The organism is Nonomuraea sp. NPDC049646 (assembly GCF_044465525.1).
Classification (GTDB): Bacteria; Actinomycetota; Actinomycetes; order Streptosporangiales; family Streptosporangiaceae; genus Nonomuraea.
The window spans coordinates 80558-105748 of sequence record NZ_JBITLU010000003.1; the positions used below are offsets into that span (position 1 = coordinate 80558).

The window sequence follows — 25191 nt, forward strand, 5'->3', positions numbered from 1 at the left end:
CCAAGTGGGCGTACCCGGCGGGCGTGCGCGAGGGTCAGGGGGTTGTGTGGGGGCGGGCGCGGTGGGCGGCGACGCGGGCGCGGGTGGCGCAGCGGGTGCCGCAGTAGCGGCGGGGGCTGCCGCCGCCCAGGTCGAGGTACGGCCGTCCGCACCCCGCGGCCGCGCACAACCCGCCCGGAACGCGCTGATGGTCGGCGACCAGCACGGCCAGGGCCATCGCCGACGAGGCCAGGAACCACTCGGCCCACGGCGCGTCGTCGCCGCTGTCGACGTGCAGGTGCCAGGACGTCGTGCCCCGGTGGCTGGTCAGCCGGGGTGGCCGGGCGGTGTCGGCGAGCAGGCGGTTGAGCAGGCCGGCCGCCTCCCCGGCGTCGCGCGCGCCCAGCACGTCGCGCAGCCGGGCCGCCGCCGCGCGCATCGCGGTCACGTCGGAGTCGTCGAGGCTCAGGTCGCCATGTTCGCCGTGGCGGCGCAGGACGTCCGTCACCGAGGCGGGCGTCGGCTCTTCGTGCAGCAGCGCCACGCAGAGCTCGACGGCTCTGGCAGCCATCGCCCTGGTCGAGTGAACCTCCACGCGGCAAGCGTATCCACGGCGAGGCCCCCCTGCCCCGCCGCGGACCATCCCGCACCGCGGACCGCGCCCCCGCCGCAGAGCGCGCCCCGCCGTGCCGGGGCTCAGCCGCCGCAGGCGGCGAAGATGAAGCTGTCCTTGAGGACGGTGTACCGGTCCCTGACCCGTACGGCGCCCGTCCCGGTGTCCACCTGGACGATGGTCATCCTGGACGAGCCGGACACCAGGTGCAGCGTGACCTGCGTGTCGCCGGTCCAGTCGATCATGCTGAGCTCGCCGTCCGGCAGTTTGATCTTCCTGCGGCCGGTGACCTCGTCGGTGGCGAGGTCGTAGGTGAGCAGTTCGGTCTTCCGGCCGCGGATCACGACCGCCGCCGTGTGCCCGTCGCCGGCCAGCGCCTGCGGGCCGTTGGCGGCCACGACCTGCGGCGGCGTGACGCGTACGAGGTGCTCGCCCGTCTGGTCGCGCACGACCAGGTCGGTGACGGAGTCGTCGGACTCGATCGAGGACAGCACCTCGTCGCCGTCGCCGCTGAACCCGAGGAGGGTCTCGTCGGCGGGCACGGTGCCGAGCAGCGCGCCGGTCGCGGTGTCGAAGATCTTCGTGGCGGCGGGCCGCTCGCTCTGGACGACGACGGCCAGCCGCGCGCCGTCGCCGGAGAGCTGCAGCGTCACCTCGTTCTGGGCGACCCGCGGCAGCGCGTCCTCGGGCAGCAGCGTGACACGGCCGCCGAGCGCGCGCACGGCCAGCCTCCCGGCCTTGGTGAGGTAGGCCACGCGCTGCCCGTCGCCGCTGACCGCGATGGGCGCCGGCGAGGTGACGGTGGACCGGCGCCTGGCGTCGAGCGCGACGACCTGGGCGTCGGGCAGCGTCCTGCGCCCGCCGTCGTGCATGACCAGCCGCCACTGCCCGCAGGGCCTGGACGTGCCGTCCTTGCCCGGGCAGCCCTTGACGGAGGCGTACCGGATGCTGTCGCGACTGTGGTGATGGCTGTGGTCGCGGTGCGGCGCGGCCTGGGCGGCGGCCGGCACGGCGGTGAGGGTGAGCAGGGCTGCGGTCAGCAAAGGGACGATTCTCACGATGGTCACTCCCCCGGGAACACGATGGTGTGCGGGTCGGGGCCCACCTTGTAGGTGTCGCTACGGCGGGCCTGGCCGGAAGCGGGGTCGACGGTGAGCACCCGTACCACCGTCGACTTCGTGGTGCTGCTGTCGTAGGAGTAGGCGGCGAGCCTTCCGTCAGGGGTCCAGCGGGCGTGGTCGGGCGGGGTGTCGCCGGTGAGGGGCAGGTTCACGCCGTCGGAGAGCCGGGCGGTCTCCAGGTCGTACGTGCGCATCCTGGGCGGGCCGCCCCGGCCGGAGCCGCCGGAGCTGAACGCGGCGACGGTGTGCCCGTCGGGGGACAGCGCGAGGGTGACGGCGTTGGCGACGAACTGGGGGGCCGGGCTCCGCAGCGCGCGGCCGTCGAGCCCGTAGGAGTAGAGCCATTCGGTGCCGTCGCTCAGGTCGCGGGTGGTGAGCACCTCGTCCCCGTCGCCGCTGAAGCCGGCCGGTTCGCCCTTGACGGTCAGGCCGGTGATCCTGCCGGTGGCCAGGGTGAGCACCTCGACGCGGCCCGGACGGCCGACGAGGACCCGGTCGCCGGCCGGTGACAGGTGGAGGGCGTCGTCCGGGCCGGGCCGCAGGGACCTGGGCAGCTCCCTGACCGGGCCGCCGGCCGCCGCCCGTACGACCAGGCGGTGGTCGCGGGCCCGCCGGTAGACGATGGTCCGGCCGTCGCCGCTGAGGGCGAACAGGGAGGTCGCGCGGTCCCTGGCGCGGACGGCGGAGTCGCCGACGGTGACGGTGCGGCCGTCACGGAGGAGCAGGTGCCAGGGGCCGCAGGGGGACGTGCCCTCGACGGGCAGCTCGCAGGCGGTGACCCAGGCCGCGCGGGCCTGCGGCGGCGGCCCGGTGCGCGCGGGTGCGGCGGCGGCCGGAAGCCCCAGCCCGCCGGCGACCGCCGGCGCGAGGAGCGCGGCGGCCGCTGATGACAGCCTCATGAGTGGTGATCCTTTCGCTCACCTGGTTAGACCCATGGGCACGGTGGCGAGTTGGTCACATGTAGGCCACGCTTCAGGGCAGCGGGCGCCGCCCGGCGAAGCCCAGATCCGTACGGTGGTACCAGGCGAGCTCGGGCTCCCCCTCGATCCAGCACAGCCGCACGGACGCCCCGCCGAGCACCGAGGGGAAGTCGATCAGCAGCGGCGCGACGCCCTTGACCTCGATCCCCTGCTCGCTCCACCGGGTCAGCGTCTCCTCGATGCGCGCCTCGATCGCCTTGATCTCGGGCAGCCCGCCGAGCCTCGACCCGCCGGCGGCCTCCCGGTCGAAGGCGATCTCGGCCAGGTCGGCGCGGCCCGCGACGATCTCCCGCGCCTCGGCGATGATGCCGGGCAGCAGGGCGCGCGCCTCGTCCAGGGTGAAGATCCGGTCCATGTGGAAACGCTACCCGTTCGGCTGGTAGGCGTGGATGAGAAGGCGTTCGGCCTCGTCGAAGTAGTCGTCGAGGTAGGCCGCCGCCTCCTCGGCGCGGCCGGCCGCCAGCAGGGCCAGCAGCGCGCGGTTGCGGTCGATGAACGGCTCGTGGAAGGCGCGCGGGTTGTCCATCACGTGGAAGACCAGGCGCAGCTCGGCCAGGAGCTGCCGCATGGCCTCGTCGAGCCGGGGGCTGCCGTGCAGGCCGACCAGGGCCTGGTGGTAGCGGATGTTGGCGGTGCCGACGCCCTGCCAGTCGCCCTGGGCGGCGGCCCGCTCGGCGTCGCGCACGGCCTCCTCGATGAGCGCCAGCGCCTGCCGCGACGCCTTGCGCCGGACGGCCGCCCCTTCCAGCACCCGCCGCATCGTGTAGAGGTCGGAGACGTCCTCCACGGACGGGAGCCGGACGAAGACGCCGCGGTTGAGCCGGTGGTCGAGCAGGCGTTCGTGGCCGAGCAGGCGGAACGCCTCGCGCAGCGTGTTGCGCGAGACGCCGAGCCCCTCGGAGATGGCCTCCTCCGACAGCCGCTGACCCGGCGGGAAGGCGCCCTCGATGATGCTGTCGCGGAGGATGTCGGCCACGCGCTCGGCCGTGCTGCTGCGGCTCAGTCTCGACCGGTGCCGGGCGAGGTCCGCGACCACGTCTTCCACGTTCGCCAGGGAATCATGGAGCAAACCTCTTGTCGAATTGTTCAACAATCCTTACGTTGAAACTATCCCCTCGACCATCTGGGAGCCTTCGATGTCAAGCTCCGCGAACCAGACCCGCCGGGTGATCCTGGCCGCTCTCGTCGGCACGTCCCTGGAGTGGTACGACTTCTTCCTCTACACCACGGCCGCGACGCTGATCTTCGGCAAGCTGTTCTTCCCCTCGCTCGACCCGCTCAACGCGACGCTGGCGGCCCTGACCACCAACGCCGTCGCGTTCGTCGCCAGGCCGCTCGGCGGCGTGGTGTTCGGGCACTTCGGCGACCGGGCCGGCCGCAAGACCGTGCTGGTCGTGACGCTGCTGCTGATGGGCCTGTCGACGTTCCTCATCGGCGTGCTGCCCGGTTACGCGAGCGTGGGGGTGGCCGCGCCCGTCCTGCTGGCCGTGCTCCGCTTCGTCCAGGGCTTCGGGCTCGGCGGCGAGTGGGGCGGCGCGGTGATCATGTCGCTGGAGCACGGCGACAGCAGGCGGCGCGGCTTCAACGCGAGCTGGCCGCAGGTCGGCGTGCCCGCCGGGTACGTGCTGGCCACCGGCCTGCTCGCGATCCTGTCCTTCGCCCTGCCGGACGCGGCCTTCCAGTCGTGGGGATGGCGGGTGCCGTTCCTGCTGTCGGGCGCGCTGGTGCTCGTCGGGCTGTGGGTGCGGACGCGGGTCGCCGAGTCGCCGCTGTTCTCCCGCGTCGAGAGGCACGGCGCCACGGCCCGGATGCCGCTGGTCGAGGTGCTGCGCACGCACCCGCGGGCGCTGCTGTCGGCCTTCACCGCGCGCATCGGGGTGGACGTGGCCTTCTACACCTTCACCGCGTACATCATCGTCTACCTCACCGGGCCGCTGAAGCTGGAGCGGTCGGTGGCGCTGTACGCGGTGCTGATCGGCTCGGTGCTGCAGCTCGGCCTGATCCCGCTGTTCGGCGCGCTGTCGGACCGGCTGGGCCGGCGGCCGGTCTACTTCGCCGGCGTGCTGGCGGCGGCCGTGTGGGTGTTCGCGTTCTTCCCGCTGCTGGACACGAAGTCGTTCCCGCTGATCGTGCTGGCGGCGGTGGTCGCGCTGGCCGCCCACGCCGCCATGTACGGCCCGCAGGCCGCCTTCATCGCCGAGCTGTTCAGCACCCGCCTGCGCTACAGCGGCGCGTCCATGGGCTACCAGGTGGCCGGGATCGTCGGCGGCGCGCCGGCCCCGATCATCGCGCTGAAGCTCTTCGACGCGTACGGCACCACCCTCGCCGTGTCCCTGTACGTGGTTGTCGCGCTGGCCGTCACCGCCGTAGGTTTGGCCATCGCCCCGGAAACCCGCGACCTGGACCTCGCCGCCGGCGAGCGCGGCACCGCCAGGCGGCTGCCCGGCCAGGTGGGTCCCTTCGCCTGAGCGCGGGGGAGGACGGGAACGCCGCGAAGGCGTGGGCGGCGGCTGCCACCGCCGCCCACGCGCGCCGCTCGAAGTCCTTCCCGGACGTCTCTCTCAACCGTCTCAGACGGCGGTCCCGGGCTCGGCGACCCGCGGGCGCCTGCGCCAGTCGCCCTTGAACGCCGCCATCGAGGCCAGGAACACGACCTGCCCGGCCAGCGCCACGGCGAGCCAGGTGCCCCAGCCGCCCGCGGAGACCACCATGGGCGAGACGACCAGCAGCACCACGATCATGACCCGGACGACCATGCCCCAGATGCCCAGCGCCGAGCCCTGCAGGCGCGACTCGACGTCCTCGGCGTTCTCGGAGAAGTTGGCCATCCACGGCACGTACGCGACGCCCATGAACAGGAAGAGCAGCGCGTAGACGGCGGTGACGTGCCCCGGGGAGACGCCGGGGCCGACCATGCTGATGAAGTAGGCCAGGGTGAGGACGGTCAGCGCGGTGCCGGCGGCCGTGAACGGCTTGCGCAGCCGCAGCCGGTCCGACACCCGGCCGACGACGACCACGGCCACCGCGTTGAGCACGATGCCGAGCGCCACCACCCGGTTGGCCCCCGCGGGCTCCAGGCCGAACGCCTCCACGAGGATCGTCTGCCCGAAGATCGCGAACGTCCAGTAGAGCACCTGCCAGCCGGTGTTGCCCAGGACGTGGGCCCACAGGTGGGGATGGCGGAACAGCTCGCGCACCCGTCCGGCGTCGATCTTCTCCTCCGCCGCGACGGCCTCCTCGGCGTCGAGCACCTGGGCCCGCAGCGCCGCCGACGGCTCGGCGATCTTCCAGACGATGACCGCGCACATGGCCAGCGACACGACGCCCATGATGATCGCCTGCGACTGCCAGGCGTTGTCGAACATTGGCAGCGTGAACCCGGCGATGAACGAGGCCAGGAAGGACGCCCCGACCGGCCCCCACGTCCAGAACGCGAACGCCTGGGCGCGGCCGAGGCGCGGCGAGAAGTCGCGGACGAGCGAGGCGGTGATGGTGATCCCGGCGCCCTCGATGAACAGCATCAGGCAGCGCACCCAGAACAGGCCGGCCACGGTGTCCACGGTGGCGAGCAGGAAGTTGCAGGCCGCCGTGACGGTGAGGGTGGGGACCAGGAGCGTGACGCGTCCCCAGCGGTCGGACAGGATGCCGCCGACGCCCGCCGACAGGCCGCCGATCAGCACCGATCCCGCGGCGAGCAGGCCGTAGACCGTGAGCGACATGCCCAGGTCCTTCATCAGCAGCGGCAGGATCGTGGCGAGGGTCGTCTCGAAGTTGGCCACCAGGCTCGCCAGCACGGCTATCGCCAGCAGGAAGATCCGCCGGCGACCGACCGGGTACACGCTCAGCTCGCGGACATAGAACGGCTTCATTCCCATCCTCCGGGGACGGTGTGTGACGGTCGCTCTAGAACGCGTTTCTAGTGGCCTCAGAGTTGCCTCTGAAGGGGGTGTCCGTCAACGGCGGCGGCGGTCACGATGTGATCTCGATCACAGCCTTCCCGTTGTGACGGAATCGCTCCCGATTCACAGAACAACCACCCGCGAATAGGCATAAACTGCGCGCCTGTGAGCCTGCCTGTACGTGAACGTTCCCCCCGGCCCGGCGGCGGCCGGCACCGTCGCCCCGTGCCCACGTCCCTGCCGCCGGACGCGCCCATGCTCGTGCTGGCCACCCCCGGCGGCACCGGCGGCGTGGCCGAAGAGATCGCGGCCGTGGTGCGGGTCGACAACCCGCAGATCGAGGTGCGGCTGACCGCCGTCGCCGACCTGGCAGACTCGCTGCCCGCCGGCCGCGACGCCGTCGTGGTGCCCCTGCTCACCTGGGACGACCCGGTCGTCATGGCCGAGATCGGCAAGGCCATCGCGGCGGCCGGCTCCGGCGCGGTCGCCACCGAGGCGCTCGGCCCCCACCCGCTGCTCGCCGAGGCCCTGCACATCAGGCTGGCCGAGCGCGGCCTGGCCAGGGCCGACCGGGTCCGCCTGCTCAACGTCTCCAGCCCCGTCGACGCCGTCATCCTCGGCACGGTGGGCGGCGAGCGCGCGGTGCACGCCGTCCAGGCCACCGCCGTGCTGCTGGCCTCCAGGCTCACGCTGCCGGTCGTCGCCGCCTCGCTGGACAGCGAGCCCGGCGTGGACGTCGCCGCCCGGCGCCTGCGCGCCGCCGGGGCCGAGCGGCTGGCCATCGCGCCCTGCCTGATCGGTCACGAGGCCCCCGCCGAGATCGTCGAGCGCGCCGCCGCGTCCGTCGAGGCCGGTCACGCCGAGCCGCTCGGCGCGCACAGCGCCGTCGCCGAACTTGTCGCGCGGGCTTACGGCAGTCAGCTGGCGACTTGACACCCTTGTAAAGATCGCTACAGGCGCGTTACCTTCTGCGCATGCGGCGCGTGATGGTCATCGGCGAGCGAATCGGACTTCGTGACCTCACCGACGCCGACGTCGTCCCGCTGCACTCCGTCTACGGCGATCCGGCGGCCACGCAGCACATGCCGTTCGCGCCGCGCAGCGTGCAGGAGGTCGCCGCCCTGGTCGGCCAGGCCATGGAGGCGGCCGCCGCCGAGCCGCGCCGCCTCTACGTGCTGGCCGTCGTGGACGCCGACCGGCGGCACGTGATCGGCGTGGCCCGCCTGAAGATCGACGCCGACCTGCCCCACAGCGCCGAGATCGGCTTCGGCCTCCATCCCGACCAGTGGGGCCGCGGCATCGGCACCGACCTGGTACGGCTGCTGCTGTCGTTCGGCTTCAAGCAGCTCGGGCTGCACCGCGTCTGGGGCGCGAGGTCGCCGGCCAACCTGCCCGCCCAGCTCGCCATGCTGACGGCCGGCATGGTCGAGGAGGGACGGATCCGGCACCACGTGCACACCCCGCACGGCTGGCGCGACTCCATCGTGCACGCGGCGATCCAGGACGAATGGACCGAACGCTAGCGGCCGCGAGCGGCGACGAGCGGGCCCGGACGGTGGACGACGAGCGGCCGCGAGCGGCGCCGGCGGTGGGCGGCGAGTGGCGCGCCGCGGAATTGTCGGTGGCACGTCCTACGATGAGCCTCCTCACGGAGGGATAGCCGCATGCCTGACTCGCTGATCGTGCCCCTGTTCGTCACCACCGACCTCCCGCCGCACGCGGACCTGGCCGAGTTCGGTGAGCTGCTGGCCCGCACGGCGCGGGTGCTCGGCCCGGGCGGCTCCGGGGCGGTCCTGTCCGGCAAGGTGTTCTGGCTCGACCGGCCGGTGCCGCCGGCGCAGCGGCCCGCCGCCGACGACGAGCTGCGCTTCGCCGGGATGCTCGGCCATCTCGTCACGTCCGGGGCCGGCGTCCGCGAGGTGGTGGCCGGCGTGCGGCGGGCGATCGGCGCGGCGGTGACCGAGCGCTACGGCGACGTGGGCGCGGCGCCGGCCGTGTTCGCGATCCGCGACCGCGACGTGCGCGAGCGCACCCCCGACTCGGCCCTCCCGCTCGACAGCCGGCGGGCCGCCGACCTGGTCGGCGCGGCACGGTGAGGACACCCCCGCGCGGGGTAGTCCAGAGGCATGCTCTATGGCAAGGAACACGTGCAGCGCTATCAGGCCACCGACGGCGCGGAGGGGCACGACTGGAACAACACCACCGTCCTGCTCCTGACCACCAAGGGGCGTAACTCCGGCAGGCCGTACACCACGCCGCTGATCTACCAGCGGTTCGGCGACGACTTCCTCGTGGTCGCGTCCAAGGGCGGCGACCCCGACGACCCCCAGTGGTACAAGAACCTGCTGGCCCATCCCGACGTCGAGGTGCAGGTCAAGGGCGACAGGTTCAAGGCCCGCGCCCGCACCGCCTCGGAGGAGGAGAAGCCCGAGATGTGGCGGACGATGACCCGCACCTGGCCCCAGTACGACGAGTACCAGGAGAAGACCGACCGCCGCATCCCGGTGGTCGTGCTCGAACGCACCACCTAGTTCTCAGGCCACCAGGGCCTCGTCGGCCTCGGGGAGCCAGGAGCCGGGCGGGCGGCGCAGCCAGTGGCGGGCCCGTCCCAGCTCGGCGACGGCGGCCAGGAGCGCGGCGAGGCCCGGGTGCCGCAGGCCCTTGGGGTGCACCAGGTTCTGCAGGCCAAGCGGCACGGGCTCGGCCAGCGGCCTGTTCACCGCGCCCGGGATCCCGCCGATCCCCACGCCGGCCAGCACGGGTTCGCGATGCCGGCGCAGGTAGTGCCCCATCTCCGCGGCCCCCTCGGGCGCGGCGTGCGGCCGGGCCAGCCGCAGCCCGAACGCCTCGGCCAGCCGCTCCCCCAGGTCGCTCCACTCCCGCGTGCCGGCATTCCCGGCCATGACGTCCAGCGGGAAGGCGGCCAGCGCGGCGAGCGGCACGGCGTCCAGATCCGCCAGCGGGTGGTCCTCCGGCAGGAGCACGGACAGGGGTTGCAGGCGCACCGGGACCTGGGCCAGCCGGGCGCGGACGTCCGCGGGCAGCCCGGCGAAGCGCCCGAACGACACGTCGAGCCGTCCGTCCAGCATCGCCGCCGCGCCCGCGGCCAGGCCGCCGTGGAAACGGGCCAGCATCTCGGCACCCGGGGCCAGTTCCCTGGCTCTGACCAGCGGCTCAGGCAGGTCGGGGCCGTGCATGGTGACGTCCACGAGCAGCGGGCGATCGGCGCCGAGCACGCCGGCGACGACCTCGTCGTGCAGCGCCAGCAGCCGCCGCGCCCCGGGCAGCAGCCGGGCTCCGGCGGAGGTCAGCTCCACCCGGCGGGTGGACCGGACGAACAGCGGCGTCCCGAGCCGGGTCTCCAGCGTGCGCACGTCCCGGCTGAGCGCCTGCTGGGCCAGGAAGAGCCGGGCGGCGGCGCGCCCGAAGTGCAGCTCCTCGGCGACGGCGACGAAGACGCGCAGCAGCCGGGGGTGCAGATCCACGACGCCACATTAACCACAAAAGCGCGTCAATCGCGATTTTTCGGTGTTGGACCGGGCGCAGGCGTCACCGCGACGCTGGAGAGCATGATCCGCCGTCTCCTGACAAGCCTGCCGCGTCCCGCTCCACCCGCTCCGGCCCAGGTCCGCGCGCTGTTCGGGCTGCCGCGGCCGCCCGGCACGTGCGGCTGCCTGCTGGACCTCCCGCACGACCCGTCCGCCCATCCGGCGGGGCCCTGAACCCGGCGCGGAACGCGGGAACCCGTCCCGTTCGTTGACCGGGCATGGCTGACATCCCCTACGACCGTAAAGAGCAGTTCAAGCAGATCGAGAGCGGCCTGCTCCCCGGCGAGCAGATCATCGCCGTCTACGACGCGATCGGGGCGGGCACCGGGTTCCTGGGGCTCACGGACCGGCGGGTGATCGTGCAGGACAAGTCGTTCGTGGGCAAGCGGATCGCGATCACCAGCATCCCCTACGCCAAGATCTCGGCGGTGAGCGTCGTGAGCAACAAGTCGCTGGCCGGCGGGTTCTTCTCCTCCGGCGCCATCGCCATCCACGTCGGCACGCACACCTACGAGGTGGACTTCCGCGGCGACAACAAGGCCCACCACGTGCACAACGTCATTCTCCACTACATTTCGCAGACCTGATCGGCGTCACGCGCGGCCTCCTGGGCAGGATGAGCGTAATCTGCGGGTGATCACGAAGGGGGCGAGGTGCGGCGTTCCGTACGTGCCCGCGTGGCCGGTCTCGGCGTGCTGCTGGCGCTCCCGGCCTGCGCCGGGCCTCCCGGGCGGGACGTCCCGTCCGCTCCGGCGGTGAGCCTCACGGTCCAGGCCCGCTGCCCCCGGCCGGGCGGCGACGACCTGCGCGCCGAGCTCGTCCGGTCGCCGTGGCGGACGGTCCCGGCGGGCGACGGGCACGGCACGCTCGACCGGCTCGCGGTGGCCCCCGACGGGGCGGTGTGGGCGGTGCGTTCCGTCCAGCGCGAGACGTCCGCCGGGATGGAGACGACGTCCGGCGGGCTGGAACGGTGGGACGGCGCGCGCTGGCGCACGTACGCGCTGCCGTCCCGGATGACGGTCGCCGCGGTCGGCGCGGTCTCGGCCGAGCGGGCGTGGGCCTTCGGGACCGGCGACGGCGAACGTCCCGGCCTGGTCGCCGGCGTCGCGGACGGCGCCGTGAGCGCCTCCACACCGCTCAAGGAGGGCGCCTCGGCCATCGGCCTGCACGGCACCGCCGCGAGCGGCCCGTGGGCCGTGTCCGGGCGCGACGCGCTGCGCTGGGACGGCTCGGCCTGGCGCGCGTACCGGCTGCCCGCCCCGGCGCGGGCCCTCGGCGGCGAGGGCGCGGACGTGTGGACGGTCGGCGCGACCGCGCACGACCCCGCCGCCCGCTGGAACGGCGTCGCCTGGCAGGCGGTGCACCTGCCCGAGCCGGGCGCGCCCGAGGGCGCGCGGCCGGCCCGGACGGAGCTCGGCGACGTGGCCGTGCTCGGCCCGGACGACGTGTGGGTGGTCGGCGGCGTGTCCTGGTTCCCGCCCGACGAGTACGACGAGCAGGGCGAGCCCCTGGAACGCCGCCGCCCGCTGGCGCTGCACTGGGACGGCTCGGCCTGGCGGTGCCGCTGGGGCCCGGAGGGCGCGGCCTTCACCGAGGCCGAGCCCGACGGCCGTGGGGGCCTGTGGGTGCTCGACTCGACCCGCTCCCGGCTGCACCACCACGCGGCCGGCCGCTGGACGACGACGACCGTGCGCGGCACGGTGACCGCCCTGGCCCGCCGCCCCGGCACGACCGAGGTGTACGCGGCGGGCTGGACCGGCCCCGAGGGCGACCTGACCAGGCCCGCCCTCTGGCTGACCCGCTGACCCGCCGCCCCCCTCCAGGCCCGCCCGCTGCGCCCGCTGACCCGCCGCCCTCTCCCCGGACCGCCCCCCTAGGTGCAGGTGAAGCCGTCCGGGGCCGCCCGGCAGAAGTCGCGCAGGGCGCGCAGCCAGGAGGCCGTGGCCGAGTAGTTGAGCGCCGGGTCGTCGCGGTGGAGGCGGTGGTCGTCGGGCTCCTCGGTCACCTCGCCGTCGAGAAGGACCCGCCCGTGCTCGGGCAGGCCGCCCAGGTAGTCGTCGAGGAAGGCCGCGATGCGGCTCGCGTCGGCGCCGGTGAGCTCGACGCAGCCGTTGAAGCCGAGCAGGCACGCGGTCTCGGGGTCGAGCACCCGCGCCTCCTCCAGCAGGGCCAGGGTCGGACGCCAGTTCCACGCGTTGACGCCCAGGCGCCCGCCCTCGGGGGTCTCCAGGTCCCAGCTCATGCGTTCAGTCGCGGCGCAGCGAGGCGTAGAGGTCGAGGGTGCGCCGGGCGATGCGCTCCCAGGAGAAGTGCTCGACGGCCCTGGCCCGCCCGGCACGGCCCATCTCGGCCGCCCGCGCCGGGTCGGCCAGCAGCGCGTTGACCCGCTCGGCCAGGTCGGCGGCGAACGCCTCGGGGTCGTGCGGGGTGCCGTCGGGGCCCTGGTCGATCGGCACCAGCAGGCCCGTCTCGCCGTCGGCGACGACCTCGGGGATGCCGCCGGTCGCGGTGGCCACCACCGGCGTCTCGCAGGCCATCGCCTCCAGGTTGACGATGCCCATCGGCTCGTAGACCGACGGGCAGACGAAGACCGAGGCGTGCGTGAGGAGCTGGATGACCTCCGGCTTGGGCAGCATCTCCGAGATCCACAGCACGCCGTCGCGGTCGAGGCCCCGCACCAGCCCGGTCACCTCCTCGGCGATCTCCGGGGTGTCCGGCGCGCCCGCGCACAGGACGAGCTGGGCCGCCGGGTCGAACGCGCGGGCGGCGTGCAGGAGGTGCACCAGGCCCTTCTGCCGGGTGATGCGGCCGACGAAGATCACGTAGGGCCGGTCGGGGTCGACGCCGTGCTTCTTCAGCACGTCGAGGCCGGGGTCGGGGGCGTACTGGGCGGTGTCGATGCCGTTGTGGATGACGGTGACCCGGCCGGGCAGGATCTCGGGATAGGCGGCCAGCACGTCGCGGCGCATCCCCTCGCTGACCGCGATCACCGCGTCGGCGGCGGCCAGCGCGGTGCGCTCGGCCCACGACGAGACCGTGTAGCCGCCGCCGAGCTGCTCGGCCTTCCACGGGCGCAGCGGCTCCAGGCTGTGGGTGGTGACGACGTGCGGCACGCCGTGGAGCATCTTGGCGACATGCCCGGCGAAGTTGGCGTACCAGGTATGGGAGTGGACGACGTCCGCGCCCTCGCAGGCGGCGGCCATCTCCAGGTCGACGCCGAGCACCTGGAGGGCGGCGTTGGCCCGCTCCAGGCCGCCGGGCACCCGGTAGGCCGACACGCCGGGCTCCTCGCGATCGGCTCCGAAGCAGCGCACCCGGACGTCGGCCAGCTTGCGCAGCTCCCTGGCCAGGTACTCCATGTGCACCCCGGCGCCGCCGTAGACGTCCGGCGGGTACTCCCTGCTGAGCAGATCAACACGCATGCCCACGACCTTACGACGCGCCGGGCCCGGCGCCCTCCAGGGAGCGGCATGTTTTGCGCCGACCATCAACTCCGGCACCGCACTTGTGAACCGTCGCAAGCATAGGGAACACATCGATACAGCCCAATGTCGGTAAGTCCGGCCCCTGCTCAACGCGGATAAGTCAGGACACGGCGGCACAGCACAGTGCGCGGTTTCGTCGATAGATCGGCCATTTACGGGTAGCGTCCTGGACATGAGGTCCCGGAGGGTGCTTGCGGTTGTGCTGGCAGGTGGAGAGGGCAAGAGGCTCATGCCGCTCACGGCGGATCGGGCCAAACCGGCGGTGCCGTTCGGGGGGATGTATCGGCTGATCGACTTCGTGCTGTCGAACCTCGCGAACGGCGGCTTCCTGAAGATCGTGGTGTTGACCCAGTACAAGAACCACAGCCTCGACAGGCACGTCTCCCGTACCTGGCGGCTGTCGGCGATGCTGGGCAACTACGTGACGCCCGTGCCCGCCCAGCAGCGGCTCGGGCCGCGCTGGTTCTCCGGTTCTGCGGACGCGCTGTTCCAGAACCTGAACCTGATCTACGACGAGATGCCCGAGCACGTGATCGTGTTCGGCGCCGACCACATCTACCGCATGGATCCGCGGCAGATGGTCGAGCAGCACGAGGACTCGGGCGCGGACGTGACGGTGGCGGCGATCCGCCAGCCGCTGTCGCTGGCCGACCAGTTCGGCGTGATCGAGACCGATCCCGAGGGCCGCCGCATCGTGGCCTTCAGGGAGAAGCCGAAGGACGCCGTGGGCCTGGCCGACTCCCCCGACGAGGTCTACGCCTCGATGGGCAACTACGTCTTCAAGACCCAGGCCATGATCGACGCGCTGCGCGAGGACGCGCTCGACCCGACCAGCAAGCACGACCTGGGCGGCAACATCATCCCGATGCTGGTCAAGTCCGGCGGCGCGGACGTCTACGACTTCAAGAACAACATCGTGCCCGGCTCCAGCGAGCGCGACCGCGGCTACTGGCGCGACGTGGGCACGCTCGACGCCTACTACGAGGCCCACATGGACCTCATCTCCGCCCACCCGATCTTCAACCTGTACAACGACAAGTGGCCGATCTTCACCGGGCACGACCCGCTGCCCCCGGCCAAGTTCGTGCACAACGACGGCGACCGGGTGGGCCGGGCGATCGACTCGCTGGTCTCCCCCGGCGTGATCGTCTCGGGCGGCATGGCGATGCGCTCGATCCTGTCGCCGAAGGTCGTGCTCCACTCGCACTCGCTGGTGGAGGACTCCGTGCTGATGGAGAACGTCAAGGTGGGCCGGGGCGCGATCGTGCGCAAGGCGATCATCGACAAGAACGTGGTGATCCCCGACGGCGCGCGCATCGGCTTCGACCTCGACTACGACCGCACCCGCTTCGCGCTGACCCGCGGCGGGGTCGTGGTCATCGGCAAGAACGAGATCGTCGACCGTTAGGGGCCGGGCGGGCCGGTCCCCCGCCCGGGGCCGGCCGCGGGCCGGGCGGCGGCGGGCCGGATCGGCTCCGGCGGCACGCGAGTGTGCTCATCGCGTGGGCGGGCGGTCCGGGGCTCGGCCGGACGGCAGCGGGGGCGGGAACGGCCGGGCGCCGCGGGCGCCCGGCAACGCAGGATCCCGGGCCACGCACGGCGCGGCCCGGGCTCAGGTATGCGACCTCAGATGCCGACGCCGGCGCCCATGCCGCCGTACGCCCAGGCGCCGGGCCAGTAGCCGCGACCGCCCCAGTAACCCCAGTTGTAGCCGTCGTAGGGACGCCCGTAGTCCCTGTGGTGCTCACAGGCTTCGGCGTCACGGTGTCCGGCGGACACGCCCCACGGCGTGATGCGGAGCGCGGTCGAGTCGTCGGACGTGCTCAGGTCGCACTTCTCGTGGTGGACGTTGGCGCTGGCCGTGCCCGCCATGCCGAACAGCGCGGCGACGGCGAAGCCGCCGGCCACGATGAGGTTGGCTTTCATGGTTCCCCCTGGATCACGAAGTGACATCGCTGATCACTGTACGTAATCACCTCCGTACCGCCGTGTAACGCCACGCCAGGAAAGGACTGGGCGCTTTCCGGTGCCACCCCGGCGAAGTCCGGCCTTCTCCGGCCACTCAGGAAGCCCCGCCACGCCCCGGGAACGCCGGCCTGCGGGCCGGGACGCGTAGTCTGCTCCGCACGCCCGTCCGTTCACGGCGGGGTCGCCGTGAACCGTCCGGAGAGGACCTCATGCCGCCCACACCGCCCGGCCCCTTCACCGGCCGCTCCGTCACCGACCTGGCCCGTGACCTGCGCGCCGGCCGGACCACCGCCGCCGAGCTGGCCCGGCTGGCGCTCGACGCGGCCGTCACCCTGGATCCCGCGCTCGGCGCCTTCGTCACCGTGGACCCGGTGGGCGCGGCGGCCGCCGCCCGGCGGGCGGACCAGGAGCTGGCCGCGGGCGCCGACCGCGGCCCGCTGCACGGCGTGCCGGTCGCCGTGAAGGACCTCATCGACGTCGCGGGCCTGCCCTGCACGATGGGGTCGCGGCACTTCGCCGGCCACGTCGCCGGGTCCGACGCCGCCTGCGTGAGGCTGCTGCGCGAGGCCGGAGCGGTGATCGTCGGCAAGACCACGACCCACGAGTTCGCGTACGGCCCCACCGGCGACCGCTCGGCCAACGGCCCCTCGCGCAACCCGCGCGACCCCGGGCGCATGTCCGGCGGGTCGAGCGGCGGCAGCGCGGCGGCCGTGGCGGCGGGCATGGTGCCGCTGGCGATCGGCACCGACACGGGCGGGTCGGTGCGCATCCCGGCCGCTCTGTGCGGGATCGCCGGGTTCAAGCCCGCCTACGACGCGATCCCGACCGCCGGGGTGTTCCCGCTGTCCCGGACGTTCGACCACGTCGGCGTGCTGGCCGCCGCCCCGCTGGACTGCCTGATCGCCTACCGGCAGCTCGCGACCGGCGGGCCGCCGCCCGCCCGTGGCGGTGCCGGTGAGGCGGCGCCGGTGCGGGTGGGGTGGCTCGACCCCGCCGTCCTGTCGCCCTGCGATCCGCGCGTCGTGGCGGCGGCGCACGCGGCGGCACGGGCGGCGGCGGGCGCGGGGCCGGGAGAGGTCAGGCTGCCCGGGGAGCTGGCCGAGGAGCTGCGGGAGACGTACGCGACGGTGCAGGGCGCGGAGGCGTCCGCCGTGCACGCCGACCGGATGGCCAGGGCGCCCGAGCTGTTCGACCCCGAGGTGCTCGACCGGCTGCGCGCGGCCATGGACCTGCCCGCCTGGGCCTACGTCAAGGCCCTGGACGAGCGGCCCGCGCTGGCCGCCGCGGCCGATTCGCTGTTCGACGACCACGACGTGCTGGCGCTGCCGGCCGTGCCGCTCGTCGCGCCGCCGCTGGAGCAGCGCCAGACCGAGCTGGACGGGCGGGCCGTCGCCGTCCGGGCCGCGCTGCTGGCCCTGACCAGCCCGTGGAACGTGCTCGGCCTGCCCGCGCTGACCGTGCCGGCCGGCTCGGTGGACGGCCTGCCGGTCGGGCTGCAGCTCGTCTGCCGGCCGGGCCGGGAGGAGCTGCTGTTCCGGGTGGCCGGCTCGCCGGGCGGCTGAGGAAGGTGGGCCCCGGGCCGGCCCGGCGCAGGCCGGACCCGGGGACGGCGGCTCGTGTCCGGCCGGGGGGCGCCATTCCCGTCGGCCAGGCCGAAGCCCACGGCCCTTTTCTTTCAGGGCCGTACGTCCGAGTGGCAGGATTCGAACCTGCGGTGCTCCTGCTCCCAAGGCAGGCGGGCTGACCAAACTGCCCCACACTCGGTCATGAAATCAACGAAGCCGCCCCGGCGGAGGCCCGGGACGGCTTTCCTGGTCGATTCTCCGCGGAATCACCGGGGAAGCCTTGGCCGCAGCTCAGGCCGGTTGCCGGACGGCCTGGAGGGTCGGGGTCCGCACATGGCCGCCGCCTTTCTCGTCGTTTCCGTGAATGTCGTTCAGCAACGAGATCAACGGTAGACCGGGGGCCGCCGGAAATGCCACGTATTTATCGCCGGTCGCGATCCTGGTCGTTGGTCCAGGCCACCCCGGCGCGCGTTTCCGGGGCCTCGACGCGGAACCGGGGAAGGGCGTCCGGGTAGTTGTCGCGGACGAAATTGACGAGGAATTCGCGGACGTCGCACTTCAGGTCCCAGGAGGAGGGCGAGTCGGCGGCGCTCATCAGGGCGCGCAGCTCGACCAGGCCGTTGGGCAGCACGTCGGTGACCTGGAGCGTCCAGTCCTTCTGGTCCCACAGCGGGTTGCCCTGGAGGAACTCGTACAGGGCGTCGCGCAGTTTGGGCACCGGCACCGCCCAGTCGACCCGCAGGAACACCACGGCGAGCACCCGGCTGCCGTGCCTGGTCCAGTTCTCGAACGGGTTCTGGGTGAAGTAGGAGACGGGCAGCACCAGCCGCCGCTCGTCCCACAGGCGCAGCACCACGTACGTGAGCGTGAGCTCCTCGATCCTGCCCCACTCCTCCTCCACCACGACCACGTCGTCCAGCCGCAGCGCGTCGCTGAAGGCCAGTTGCAGCCCGGCCAGCATGTTGCCGATGGTCGGCTGGGCCGCGATGCCGACGATGGCGCCGGCGATGCCGGCCGAGGCCAGCAGCCCGGCGCCGAGCGCCCGCACCTGCGGGAAGGAGAACAGCATGGCGCCGAGCGCGATCACGATGATGACGGCGGCGGCGATGCGGCGCACCAGCGCGATCTGCGTCCTGATCCGCCGCGCCCGGCGGTTGCGCTCGCCCTCGACGAGCACCAGCCGGTCGAGCACGACGTCCGTCAGCGCGTACGTCGCCTGGATGATCAGCCAGGTCACCGTGCCGATGGTGACCAGGCCGATGACGCGGTCGACCGACTGGGCCAGGCCGCGCTCGTCGGGCGTGTCGCCGAAGATGCCGGGGGCGAAGACCAGGTTGCAGGCCACCGTGGCGGCCACGCAGAACGCCGGCCACGTGCAGTGCTCGACCAGGTGGCGGGCCAGAGCCCATTTTCGTCCGACCCGGATCAGCACCCGGCGGACCACCTCCACCAGGAGCACCGCTCCGACCACCGAGATGACGAGGATCGGCCATGCTGCCGGCGACTGCACGCTTCGCGCCCCCTATGTTGTAGAACGTCGCTTCAAGGTCACATTGCCCTCAAGCGCCGCTCCATACGCACGGACACACCGTTTCGCTAGTGGCCGTTGCCGCAACTCCCCCAGCACGTCGTGGCCCTCGTGCTGGCCAGCAGCCCGAGATCGCGCAGCACGGCCTGGGTGCGCTCGACCTCGGAGGTCAGCCAGAGCCGGAAGTCGTCCCCGCTGAGCGGGATCGAGATCCAGCCCGCCTTCCGGCACGCCCGCCGCCACGAGGCCGAGGAGGTCACCTCGTCGCACATGCGCACGGCCGACTCCCTGCCGGCCTCCGGCATGTCCTCGGGCCCGACGGCCGCGGCCCAGTCCGCGAAGTCCACCCGTACGCCCGACTCCAGCAGGGTCGGCACGTCGAGCCCCGGCACCCGGCGGGCGCAGGAGACGGCCAGGGCCCTGACCCGGCCGCCGTCGATGGCCGCGCGCCAGTCGCCGAGCAGGCCCGCCGCGGCCGCCGCCTTGCCGCCGAGCAGCGCCGGGACGGCCTCGTGGCTGCTGGGGTAGCCGGTGTAGTCCATCTGCCTGGTGTCGGCGCCGAGCCCCTTGGCGATGAGGCCGAACAGCAGGTGGTCGGGCTCGCCCTGCGGCCCGCCGGCCAGCACCGTCCCGCTCGGGTCGGCCCGCAGGTGGGCGCCGAAGTCGTCGAAGTCGGCGAACTTGGAGTTGGCGGGCACGACGACGACCTCGACGTCGCCGGTGAGCCTGGACAGCGGGGTGGTGGTGTCGAGCAGCGTCTGCCCGTTGTTCAGCTCGGAGGCCGCCAGGGCGGGCAGGCCGGTCACGGTGATCCGGGTGCCGGTGGGCGACGCGCCGACGCCCGAGGCGCGCGCGGCGGCGGCGAACGCCTCACCGACCCGGGCCCAGCGGTCCCCGCCCGCGACGATCGAGAACCGGCCCCGCGCGCCGGCGGGGCCGCCGGCGACGTGCTCCGTCCCGCATCCGGCCGCGCACGCCGCCGCGCCCAGCGTCCATGCCAAGAACCGCCGACGGCGCATCCGCCCTCCCCCGACCTTCGCGAGTACCGTCATTACCTGAAGTTATTGACAGTTCACTCGCTGTTACACATCGGGATACGGTTGACCGAAATTTCGGCCTTTACCGGCGTCAGTCCTGCTTCGTGGCCACCCCGGCCATCAGGGACGACGGCAGCGACCAGTCGCCCACCAGCTTGGGCCGGTCCGGCCGCCAGTCCACGGCCTGCACCAGGCCGGGCGGGTCGAGCGCGAAGCCGCCGAAGAACGCGCGGATCTCGGCCGGGCTGCGGTCGGCCCCGCCCGAGCCGGACGAGCCACGGCGGCCCCTGCGCGGGCTCTCCTCCTCCGACAGGCGTCCCATCGAGGTGGCGTGCGAGATCACCAGACGGCTGCCGGGCGCGACCGCCTCGCGCAGCGCCGCCACCGCGCCCTGCGGGTCGGCCGCGTCGGGCAGGAAGTGCAGGATCGACACCAGCACGATCGCGACCGGCCGCGACAGGTCCAGGAACCGGCCCGCGCGGGCCAGCACCTCCTCGTGGTCGAGCAGGTCGGCCTCGAGGAAGGCGGCCCGGTCCGCCCCGGCGAGCAGGGCCCTGGCGTGCGCGGCGACGACCGGGTCGTCGTCGACGTAGACGACCCTGGCCGCCGGTGCGACCTCGTGCACGCTGCCCTGCGTCGGCAGCCCGCTGCCCAGGTCGATGAACTGGGTGATCCCCGCGGCGGCGACGTAGCGCACGGCACGCTGGAGGAAGGCCCGGTTCGCGCGGGCCAGCGGGACCGCCTCCGGGACCAGCTCGGCGAGCTGGTCGATCGCCAGGCGGTCGACCGCGAAGTTGTCCGTCCCGCCGAGCATGTAGTCGTACATGCGTGCGAGATTCGGAGTGTGGGGGTCGAACTGCCGCACAGTAATGAATTTATGTGGTGCGCAGCCGGATAACACTACCCTGCGAGGATTGTGGCTGAATTTATTCCACAGTCACGCTCTTGGCGAGATTGCGAGGCTTGTCCACGTCCCTGCCGAGGGCGACCGCCGCGTGGTAGGCCAGCAGCTGGAGCGGGATCGTCAGCAGCATCGGGTCGAGCTCGATCTCGTTCTTCGGGATCACGATCACGTCGTCGGCCAGCTTGGCGTCGGGCTCGCGGTGGCCGACCATGAGCACCTGGCCGCCGCGGGCGCGGATCTCGCCGAGCGTGGTGAGGTTCTTGTCCAGCAGCTCGTCGTCGGGGACGATCGCGACCGTCGGCATGTCCGGGCCGATCAGCGCGAGCGGGCCGTGCTTGAGCTCGCTGGCCGGGTACGCCTCGGCGTGCACGTACGAGATCTCCTTGAGCTTCTGCGCGCCCTCGCGGGCCACCGGGTAGCCCCTGACCCGGCCGACGAACATCATGCTCGGGTGCTTGGCGTACTTCTGCGCCAGCTCGGCGATCTTGTCGCCCTGGGCGAGGATCTCCTCGATCTGGCCGGGCAGCCGGCGCAGTCCCTCCACGATGCGCCGCCCGTCGGCCGGCGACAGGTCGCGCACCCGGCCCAGGTGCAGCGCGAGCAGCGCGAAGGCGACCGAGGTCGAGGTGAACGCCTTGGTCGAGGCGACCGACACCTCGGGCCCGGCGTGCAGGTAGATGCCGCCGTCGACCTCGCGGGCGATGGCGCTGCCCACGGCGTTGACGATGCCGATCACCCGGCCGCCCTTGCGCTTGAGCTCCTGGACGGCGGCCAGCGTGTCGTAGGTCTCGCCCGACTGGCTGATCGCGACGTAGAGGGTGTCGGGGTCCACGACGGGGTTGCGGTAGCGGAACTCGCTGGCCGGCTCGGCGTCGGCCGGGATGCGCGCCAGCTCCTCGATGAGCTGCGCGCCGATCTGCCCGGAGTAGTACGCCGACCCGCAGCCGATGATCTTCACCCGGCGGAACGAGCGCGTCTCGCGGGCGTCCATGTTCAGGCCGCCGAGGTGGGCGACGTGGAAGCGCTCGTCGAGACGGCCGCTCATCGTGCGGGTCATCGTCTCGGGCTGCTCGGAGATCTCCTTGAGCAGGTAGTGCTCGTAACCGCCGGTGTCGTAGTGGCCGGCGTCCCAGTCGACGGTCAGCGGCTCCTTGGCGGTCTCGCGGGCGTCGCTGGCGAAGGTGTGGAAGCCGTCGGCCTTGAGCACGGCCAGCTCGCCGTCCTCCAGGTGCACGACCTGGCGGGTGTAGCGGACCAGGGCGGCGACGTCGGAGGCGGCGAACATCTCCTTCTCGCCGATGCCGAGCACGATCGGGCTGCCGTTGCGCGCCACGACCACCTCGCCCGGCCGCTCGGCGTCGATCACCGCGATGCCGTACGTGCCGACGATGTTCTTGAGCGTCTTCCTGACCGCCTCCTCCAGGGAGTCGTTCTCGTCGGCGGCGCGGGCGATCAGGTGGGCCAGGACCTCGGTGTCGGTCTCGGACAGGAACGTGACGCCGTCGGCCTCCAGCTTGGCGCGCAGCTCGCCGGCGTTCTCGATGATGCCGTTGTGCACGACGGCGATGCGCTGGTCGGCCGACAGGTGCGGGTGGGCGTTCTCGTCGCTGGGCACGCCGTGGGTGGCCCAGCGGGTGTGGCCGATGCCGTGGTTGCCCTTGAACCGCACCGGCACGACCTTGGCCAGGTCGGCGACCCGGCCCTTGACCTTGCGTACCTTGAGTCCCTTGTTCGACACCACGACCCCGGCGGAGTCGTAGCCCCGGTACTCAAGCCGCTGCAGCCCTTCCAGCAGGATGGGCGCCGCGTCCTTGGGGCCCACGTAGGCCACGATTCCGCACATCGAGGTCTCCTCTTTATCCGTAGACGATCCTGCGGAGCTGCCGCAGCGACAGCTCTGGTGCCGCTACCCGGCGTGCGGGTAACTCGGCGGCGATCCGGGGGAAGATCTCGTCGTTGGTCAGGCCGCGGGCCTTGAGCTCGCCGTGACGGCGGCGTACGAACTCCTCGACCGGCTCGGAGAAGTACGACAGCACGTCGGCGACCACGCGGGCCGCCTCTCCTGGGCCGAGCGCGCTCGTCCGGGTGAGATGGGCGATGAGGTCTTCGTAGGGATGCCGCGCCGTGGACACAGACGAGGACATTACGCATCTGGAGCGAGACACGCCAACATCCTGCCCGGAATCGGGCAGGATTTAACTCCATAGCGCTACCACTTCTCCCCTGCGGCCGGTCGAGGGGGTCGCGGGACGGATCCCGCGATTCTCATCCGTATCATCCGACCCGTCTGACACATCCCTTTCTGGGAATGGTTACGGACGGTGATCGTGGAGTGCCGTTCCGTGGGGAGATGTCATGCAGCTTCGGCTTGCCGCCGTCCTGGCCAGCAGCTTGTCCGCCGGTGTGTGCGCCGTCGTCGGCGGCCCCGCCGTCCCGGGCGGCATGGGCGTCACGGGCGGCGCGGTCGGCGCGGTCGGCGCGGGCGTCCGGGAGCAGGGGCGGCAGGCCGACTTCGCGGCCGCCGCGGCGGAGTTCGGGGTGCCGGTGAGCGTGCTGCTCGGGGTGTCGTACCTGGAGTCGCGGTGGGACGCCAACGGCGGCCGTCCCAGCACGGCGGGCGGGTACGGCCCGATGCACCTGGTGGACGTCGTGCCCGCCGGGCAGGCGGGCCCGGTCGCGGAGGGCTTCGCGCCGGGCGACGCCAGAGGCGACGACAGCCGCCCACTGCCCCGATCGGCGATGCGGCCGGCCCCCCGATCGCCGCAGTCGGCAGCCCGGTCGGCGGCGCGGTTGATGGCGGGGGGCGGCACGTCGGCGGCCGCGGTGCCGGATGCTGTGCCGGATGCGACGCTCGCCGTGGCCGGGCGGCTGGCCGGGGTCGCGCCGCGGGCGCTGCGCGCGGACCCGCGCGCCAACATCAGGGGCGGCGCCGCCCTGCTCGCCTCCTACCAGCGCCGTCCCAGCCCCGACCCGGCCGACTGGTACGCGGCCGTCGCCCGCTACTCGGGCACCCGCGACCCGCTCGCCGCGCGCTCGTTCGCCGACGAGGTGTTCGCGGTGATACGCGAGGGCGTCGCGCGGCGCACGGACGACGGCTTCGACGTGCGCCTGGACGCCGTGCCCGGCCTGCGACCGCCCGCGGCCCCGGCGAAGAGCGCGGCCGGCGACGACTCCGACGAGGACGACGACCCGTTCTTCTTCTCCGACATGGAGCCCGAGGGCGACGACGACTCGGAGTCGGCCGACGAGTCCGACTGGGACGTGCCCGCGGACGAGCAGCCGCTGACCGCCGCCGACTCCTCCGCCGACTCCTCCGCCGAGTGCCCGAGCAGCCTCAGGTGCGAGTGGATGCCGGCCGCGTACAAGAGGTACGGAAGGAAGAAGGACCGCGGCTACGGCAACCACGACCGGGTCGAGGGCCGCCGCCAGGTCGACTACATCGTCATCCACGACACCGAGGGCGGCTACCAGGGCATCCCGTCGATGATCGGCAACCCGAGGTACGTGAGCTGGCACTACACGATCCGCTCCCGGGACGGGCACGTCGCCCAGCACGTCCCGACGAAGGACATCGCCTGGCACGCCGGCAACTGGGACTTCAACGCCCGCTCGATCGGCATCGAGCACGAGGGCTACCTGGCCAGGGGCTCCTGGTACACCGAGGCGATGTACCGGTCGTCGGCCCGGCTGGTGCGCTACCTCGCCGGCCGGTACGGCATCCCGCTCGACCGCGCCCACATCCTCGGCCACGACAACGTGCCGGGCGCCACGGCGCAGGCGGTCGCCGGCATGCACGAGGACCCCGGCCCCTACTGGGACTGGGCCCACTACTTCGAGCTGATGAACCACCCGATCAAGGGCGACGGGACGGGCTCGTCGGTGATCATCCGGCCGTCCTACGACGACAACCGGCCGTACTACACCGGCTGCGCCAGCACCAAGCCCGGCCGCCGGTGCCCGGAGCACGGCGCGGCCAGCGTGTGGCTGCACACCCGGCCGAGCGAGAGCGCCCCGCTGGTCACCGACGCGGGCAAGCACCCCGGCAAGCCGAGCACGTACAGCGTCTACGACCACAGCGCCCGCGCCTCCACCGGGCAGCGGTTCGCGGTGGCCGGACGGCAGGGCGACTGGACGGCGATCTGGTACCTGGGGCAGCGGGCCTGGTTCTTCAACCCGTCCGCCGCCCCCACGGCCGTCCCGGCGAAGGGCCCGCTGGTCACGCCGCTGGCCGCGGGCACCAAGGTGTACGGCCGCGCCTACCCGGAGCGGTCGGCGTACCACGGCGGCGGGGTCCAGCCGCTGACGCCGCTGCAGTACCGGATCGGGCCGGGACAGTCGTACTCGCTGGGCGGCACGGTCACCGGCTCCTTCTACTCGGCCGGCGCCTTCAACCCGGCCAGGCACGTGCGGGTCACGGGGTCCGTCCGGTACCACCAGATCCAGCTCGGGCATCGTGTCATGTTCGTCCAGGCCAAGGATGTGCGCGTCATCCGCTGAATTTCGCCCCACTGGGCTCGGGCTGCGCACGGGCACTCCGCGAAGACGATATGGTTTTCCCGTGGCC

The 25191-nt window shown here is 73.0% G+C and carries 26 protein-coding genes and 1 tRNA gene; 11 read left to right on the forward strand and 16 right to left on the reverse strand.

Annotated features, from left to right (window positions below; all coding sequences use genetic code 11):
• Positions 1–34: 34 nt before the first annotated feature.
• The 5 genes from ACIBQ8_RS09410 to ACIBQ8_RS09430 form a co-directional block, all read right to left on the reverse strand.
• On the reverse strand, positions 35–574 hold the full coding sequence (locus ACIBQ8_RS09410) for a CGNR zinc finger domain-containing protein (RefSeq protein ID WP_397175116.1): 540 nt from the start codon (positions 572–574) through the stop codon (positions 35–37).
• A 101-nt stretch (positions 575–675) separates the two neighbouring features.
• Positions 676–1650, reverse strand: a complete 975-nt coding sequence (locus ACIBQ8_RS09415; RefSeq protein WP_397191676.1) for a hypothetical protein — start codon at positions 1648–1650, stop codon at positions 676–678.
• 5 nt (positions 1651–1655) lie between these two features.
• On the reverse strand, positions 1656–2612 hold the full coding sequence (locus ACIBQ8_RS09420) for a hypothetical protein (protein WP_397191677.1): 957 nt from the start codon (positions 2610–2612) through the stop codon (positions 1656–1658).
• Positions 2613–2685: 73 nt separating this feature from the next.
• Positions 2686–3048, reverse strand: coding sequence for a DUF2203 domain-containing protein (locus tag ACIBQ8_RS09425; RefSeq protein ID WP_352361155.1), 363 nt, complete (start codon positions 3046–3048; stop codon positions 2686–2688).
• 9 nt (positions 3049–3057) lie between these two features.
• Complete coding sequence (locus tag ACIBQ8_RS09430; RefSeq protein ID WP_397175453.1) at positions 3058–3747, reverse strand: GntR family transcriptional regulator; 690 nt, start codon at positions 3745–3747, stop codon at positions 3058–3060.
• Positions 3748–3829: 82 nt separating this feature from the next.
• Here ACIBQ8_RS09430 and ACIBQ8_RS09435 point away from each other — a divergent pair, with 82 nt between their 5' ends.
• Positions 3830–5161, forward strand: coding sequence for an MFS transporter (locus ACIBQ8_RS09435; protein WP_397175111.1), 1332 nt, complete (start codon positions 3830–3832; stop codon positions 5159–5161).
• A 102-nt stretch (positions 5162–5263) separates the two neighbouring features.
• Here the strand turns inward: ACIBQ8_RS09435 and ACIBQ8_RS09440 are convergent, their stop codons facing one another.
• Positions 5264–6562, reverse strand: coding sequence for an MFS transporter (locus ACIBQ8_RS09440; protein WP_397191678.1), 1299 nt, complete (start codon positions 6560–6562; stop codon positions 5264–5266).
• Between the two features lie 255 nt (positions 6563–6817).
• On the opposite strand from ACIBQ8_RS09440, the gene ACIBQ8_RS09445 reads away from it, so the two are divergent.
• The 4 genes from ACIBQ8_RS09445 (at position 6818) to ACIBQ8_RS09460 (ending at position 9123) form a co-directional block, all read left to right on the forward strand.
• On the forward strand, positions 6818–7525 hold the full coding sequence (locus ACIBQ8_RS09445) for a sirohydrochlorin chelatase (RefSeq protein WP_397175108.1): 708 nt from the start codon (positions 6818–6820) through the stop codon (positions 7523–7525).
• Positions 7526–7566: 41 nt separating this feature from the next.
• The gene (locus tag ACIBQ8_RS09450; RefSeq protein ID WP_397175106.1) at positions 7567–8115 is read left to right on the forward strand and encodes a GNAT family N-acetyltransferase; all 549 of its coding nucleotides are present in this window, start codon (positions 7567–7569) and stop codon (positions 8113–8115) included.
• 141 nt (positions 8116–8256) lie between these two features.
• Positions 8257–8688, forward strand: coding sequence for a hypothetical protein (locus ACIBQ8_RS09455; protein ID WP_397191679.1), 432 nt, complete (start codon positions 8257–8259; stop codon positions 8686–8688).
• A gap of 30 nt (positions 8689–8718) precedes the next feature.
• Entirely contained in the window at positions 8719–9123 is a 405-nt protein-coding gene (locus tag ACIBQ8_RS09460) for a nitroreductase family deazaflavin-dependent oxidoreductase (protein WP_397175104.1), read from the forward strand.
• Positions 9124–9126: 3 nt separating this feature from the next.
• Here ACIBQ8_RS09460 and ACIBQ8_RS09465 read toward each other — a convergent pair whose 3' ends face one another.
• The gene (locus ACIBQ8_RS09465; protein WP_397175102.1) at positions 9127–10077 is read right to left on the reverse strand and encodes a LysR family transcriptional regulator; all 951 of its coding nucleotides are present in this window, start codon (positions 10075–10077) and stop codon (positions 9127–9129) included.
• Between the two features lie 84 nt (positions 10078–10161).
• Here ACIBQ8_RS09465 and ACIBQ8_RS09470 point away from each other — a divergent pair, with 84 nt between their 5' ends.
• The 3 genes from ACIBQ8_RS09470 to ACIBQ8_RS09480 all read left to right on the forward strand — a co-directional run bounded on the left by ACIBQ8_RS09470 (position 10162) and on the right by ACIBQ8_RS09480 (position 11945).
• Positions 10162–10314: a hypothetical protein gene (locus ACIBQ8_RS09470; RefSeq protein ID WP_397191680.1), complete on the forward strand. Its 153-nt coding sequence runs from the start codon at positions 10162–10164 to the stop codon at positions 10312–10314.
• Between the two features lie 44 nt (positions 10315–10358).
• Positions 10359–10727: a PH domain-containing protein gene (locus tag ACIBQ8_RS09475; protein ID WP_357964379.1), complete on the forward strand. Its 369-nt coding sequence runs from the start codon at positions 10359–10361 to the stop codon at positions 10725–10727.
• Positions 10728–10793: 66 nt separating this feature from the next.
• The gene (locus ACIBQ8_RS09480; protein WP_397191681.1) at positions 10794–11945 is read left to right on the forward strand and encodes a hypothetical protein; all 1152 of its coding nucleotides are present in this window, start codon (positions 10794–10796) and stop codon (positions 11943–11945) included.
• Positions 11946–12013: 68 nt separating this feature from the next.
• Here ACIBQ8_RS09480 and ACIBQ8_RS09485 read toward each other — a convergent pair whose 3' ends face one another.
• Positions 12014–12382, reverse strand: a complete 369-nt coding sequence (locus ACIBQ8_RS09485) for a hypothetical protein (RefSeq protein WP_397191682.1) — start codon at positions 12380–12382, stop codon at positions 12014–12016.
• Between the two features lie 4 nt (positions 12383–12386).
• Positions 12387–13562, reverse strand: coding sequence for a glycogen synthase (gene glgA / locus ACIBQ8_RS09490; RefSeq protein ID WP_397191683.1), 1176 nt, complete (start codon positions 13560–13562; stop codon positions 12387–12389).
• Positions 13563–13797: 235 nt separating this feature from the next.
• Here glgA and glgC point away from each other — a divergent pair, with 235 nt between their 5' ends.
• The gene (gene glgC, locus ACIBQ8_RS09495; protein ID WP_352329862.1) at positions 13798–15033 is read left to right on the forward strand and encodes a glucose-1-phosphate adenylyltransferase; all 1236 of its coding nucleotides are present in this window, start codon (positions 13798–13800) and stop codon (positions 15031–15033) included.
• 218 nt (positions 15034–15251) lie between these two features.
• Here the strand turns inward: glgC and ACIBQ8_RS09500 are convergent, their stop codons facing one another.
• Positions 15252–15551, reverse strand: a complete 300-nt coding sequence (locus tag ACIBQ8_RS09500; protein ID WP_397175094.1) for a hypothetical protein — start codon at positions 15549–15551, stop codon at positions 15252–15254.
• A gap of 251 nt (positions 15552–15802) precedes the next feature.
• Between ACIBQ8_RS09500 and ACIBQ8_RS09505 the strand changes: the two genes are divergently transcribed.
• Positions 15803–17155, forward strand: coding sequence for an amidase (locus ACIBQ8_RS09505; protein ID WP_397191684.1), 1353 nt, complete (start codon positions 15803–15805; stop codon positions 17153–17155).
• Between the two features lie 126 nt (positions 17156–17281).
• Here the strand turns inward: ACIBQ8_RS09505 and ACIBQ8_RS09510 are convergent.
• The 6 genes from ACIBQ8_RS09510 to ACIBQ8_RS09535 all read right to left on the reverse strand — a co-directional run bounded on the left by ACIBQ8_RS09510 (position 17282) and on the right by ACIBQ8_RS09535 (position 22771).
• Positions 17282–17357 (reverse strand) — tRNA-Pro (locus ACIBQ8_RS09510).
• A 222-nt stretch (positions 17358–17579) separates the two neighbouring features.
• Positions 17580–18668, reverse strand: a complete 1089-nt coding sequence (locus ACIBQ8_RS09515) for a mechanosensitive ion channel family protein (RefSeq protein ID WP_397175091.1) — start codon at positions 18666–18668, stop codon at positions 17580–17582.
• 86 nt (positions 18669–18754) lie between these two features.
• Positions 18755–19705: a Bug family tripartite tricarboxylate transporter substrate binding protein gene (locus ACIBQ8_RS09520; protein ID WP_397175090.1), complete on the reverse strand. Its 951-nt coding sequence runs from the start codon at positions 19703–19705 to the stop codon at positions 18755–18757.
• A 109-nt stretch (positions 19706–19814) separates the two neighbouring features.
• Positions 19815–20624: an SAM-dependent methyltransferase gene (locus tag ACIBQ8_RS09525; protein WP_397191685.1), complete on the reverse strand. Its 810-nt coding sequence runs from the start codon at positions 20622–20624 to the stop codon at positions 19815–19817.
• A 25-nt stretch (positions 20625–20649) separates the two neighbouring features.
• Entirely contained in the window at positions 20650–22470 is a 1821-nt protein-coding gene (gene glmS, locus ACIBQ8_RS09530; protein WP_387664761.1) for a glutamine--fructose-6-phosphate transaminase (isomerizing), read from the reverse strand.
• Between the two features lie 13 nt (positions 22471–22483).
• Entirely contained in the window at positions 22484–22771 is a 288-nt protein-coding gene (locus tag ACIBQ8_RS09535) for a hypothetical protein (RefSeq protein ID WP_358285425.1), read from the reverse strand.
• Positions 22772–22982: 211 nt separating this feature from the next.
• Between ACIBQ8_RS09535 and ACIBQ8_RS09540 the strand changes: the two genes are divergently transcribed.
• Positions 22983–25124 carry an N-acetylmuramoyl-L-alanine amidase gene (locus ACIBQ8_RS09540; RefSeq protein ID WP_397191686.1) on the forward strand — a complete coding sequence of 714 codons (2142 nt, stop codon included), beginning with the start codon at positions 22983–22985 and terminating at the stop codon, positions 25122–25124.
• Positions 25125–25191 lie beyond the last annotated feature (67 nt).

What these genes read in the sequence shown, in the direction of transcription:
- ACIBQ8_RS09420 (WP_397191677.1), bottom strand. Translation starts at nt 2,612, where the DNA reads ATGAGGCTGTCATCAGCGGCCGCCGCGCTCCTCGCGCCGGCGGTCGCC.
- ACIBQ8_RS09425 (WP_352361155.1), bottom strand. Translation starts at nt 3,048, where the DNA reads ATGGACCGGATCTTCACCCTGGACGAGGCGCGCGCCCTGCTGCCCGGC.
- ACIBQ8_RS09435 (WP_397175111.1), top strand. Translation starts at nt 3,830, where the DNA reads ATGTCAAGCTCCGCGAACCAGACCCGCCGGGTGATCCTGGCCGCTCTC.
- ACIBQ8_RS09440 (WP_397191678.1), bottom strand. Translation starts at nt 6,562, where the DNA reads ATGAAGCCGTTCTATGTCCGCGAGCTGAGCGTGTACCCGGTCGGTCGC.
- ACIBQ8_RS09450 (WP_397175106.1), top strand. Translation starts at nt 7,567, where the DNA reads ATGCGGCGCGTGATGGTCATCGGCGAGCGAATCGGACTTCGTGACCTC.
- ACIBQ8_RS09455 (WP_397191679.1), top strand. Translation starts at nt 8,257, where the DNA reads ATGCCTGACTCGCTGATCGTGCCCCTGTTCGTCACCACCGACCTCCCG.
- ACIBQ8_RS09460 (WP_397175104.1), top strand. Translation starts at nt 8,719, where the DNA reads ATGCTCTATGGCAAGGAACACGTGCAGCGCTATCAGGCCACCGACGGC.
- ACIBQ8_RS09470 (WP_397191680.1), top strand. Translation starts at nt 10,162, where the DNA reads ATGATCCGCCGTCTCCTGACAAGCCTGCCGCGTCCCGCTCCACCCGCT.
- ACIBQ8_RS09475 (WP_357964379.1), top strand. Translation starts at nt 10,359, where the DNA reads ATGGCTGACATCCCCTACGACCGTAAAGAGCAGTTCAAGCAGATCGAG.
- ACIBQ8_RS09485 (WP_397191682.1), bottom strand. Translation starts at nt 12,382, where the DNA reads ATGAGCTGGGACCTGGAGACCCCCGAGGGCGGGCGCCTGGGCGTCAAC.
- glgA (WP_397191683.1), bottom strand. Translation starts at nt 13,562, where the DNA reads ATGCGTGTTGATCTGCTCAGCAGGGAGTACCCGCCGGACGTCTACGGC.
- glgC (WP_352329862.1), top strand. Translation starts at nt 13,798, where the DNA reads ATGAGGTCCCGGAGGGTGCTTGCGGTTGTGCTGGCAGGTGGAGAGGGC.
- ACIBQ8_RS09500 (WP_397175094.1), bottom strand. Translation starts at nt 15,551, where the DNA reads ATGAAAGCCAACCTCATCGTGGCCGGCGGCTTCGCCGTCGCCGCGCTG.
- ACIBQ8_RS09505 (WP_397191684.1), top strand. Translation starts at nt 15,803, where the DNA reads ATGCCGCCCACACCGCCCGGCCCCTTCACCGGCCGCTCCGTCACCGAC.
- ACIBQ8_RS09520 (WP_397175090.1), bottom strand. Translation starts at nt 19,705, where the DNA reads ATGCGCCGTCGGCGGTTCTTGGCATGGACGCTGGGCGCGGCGGCGTGC.
- glmS (WP_387664761.1), bottom strand. Translation starts at nt 22,470, where the DNA reads ATGTGCGGAATCGTGGCCTACGTGGGCCCCAAGGACGCGGCGCCCATC.
- ACIBQ8_RS09535 (WP_358285425.1), bottom strand. Translation starts at nt 22,771, where the DNA reads ATGTCCTCGTCTGTGTCCACGGCGCGGCATCCCTACGAAGACCTCATC.
- ACIBQ8_RS09540 (WP_397191686.1), top strand. Translation starts at nt 22,983, where the DNA reads ATGCAGCTTCGGCTTGCCGCCGTCCTGGCCAGCAGCTTGTCCGCCGGT.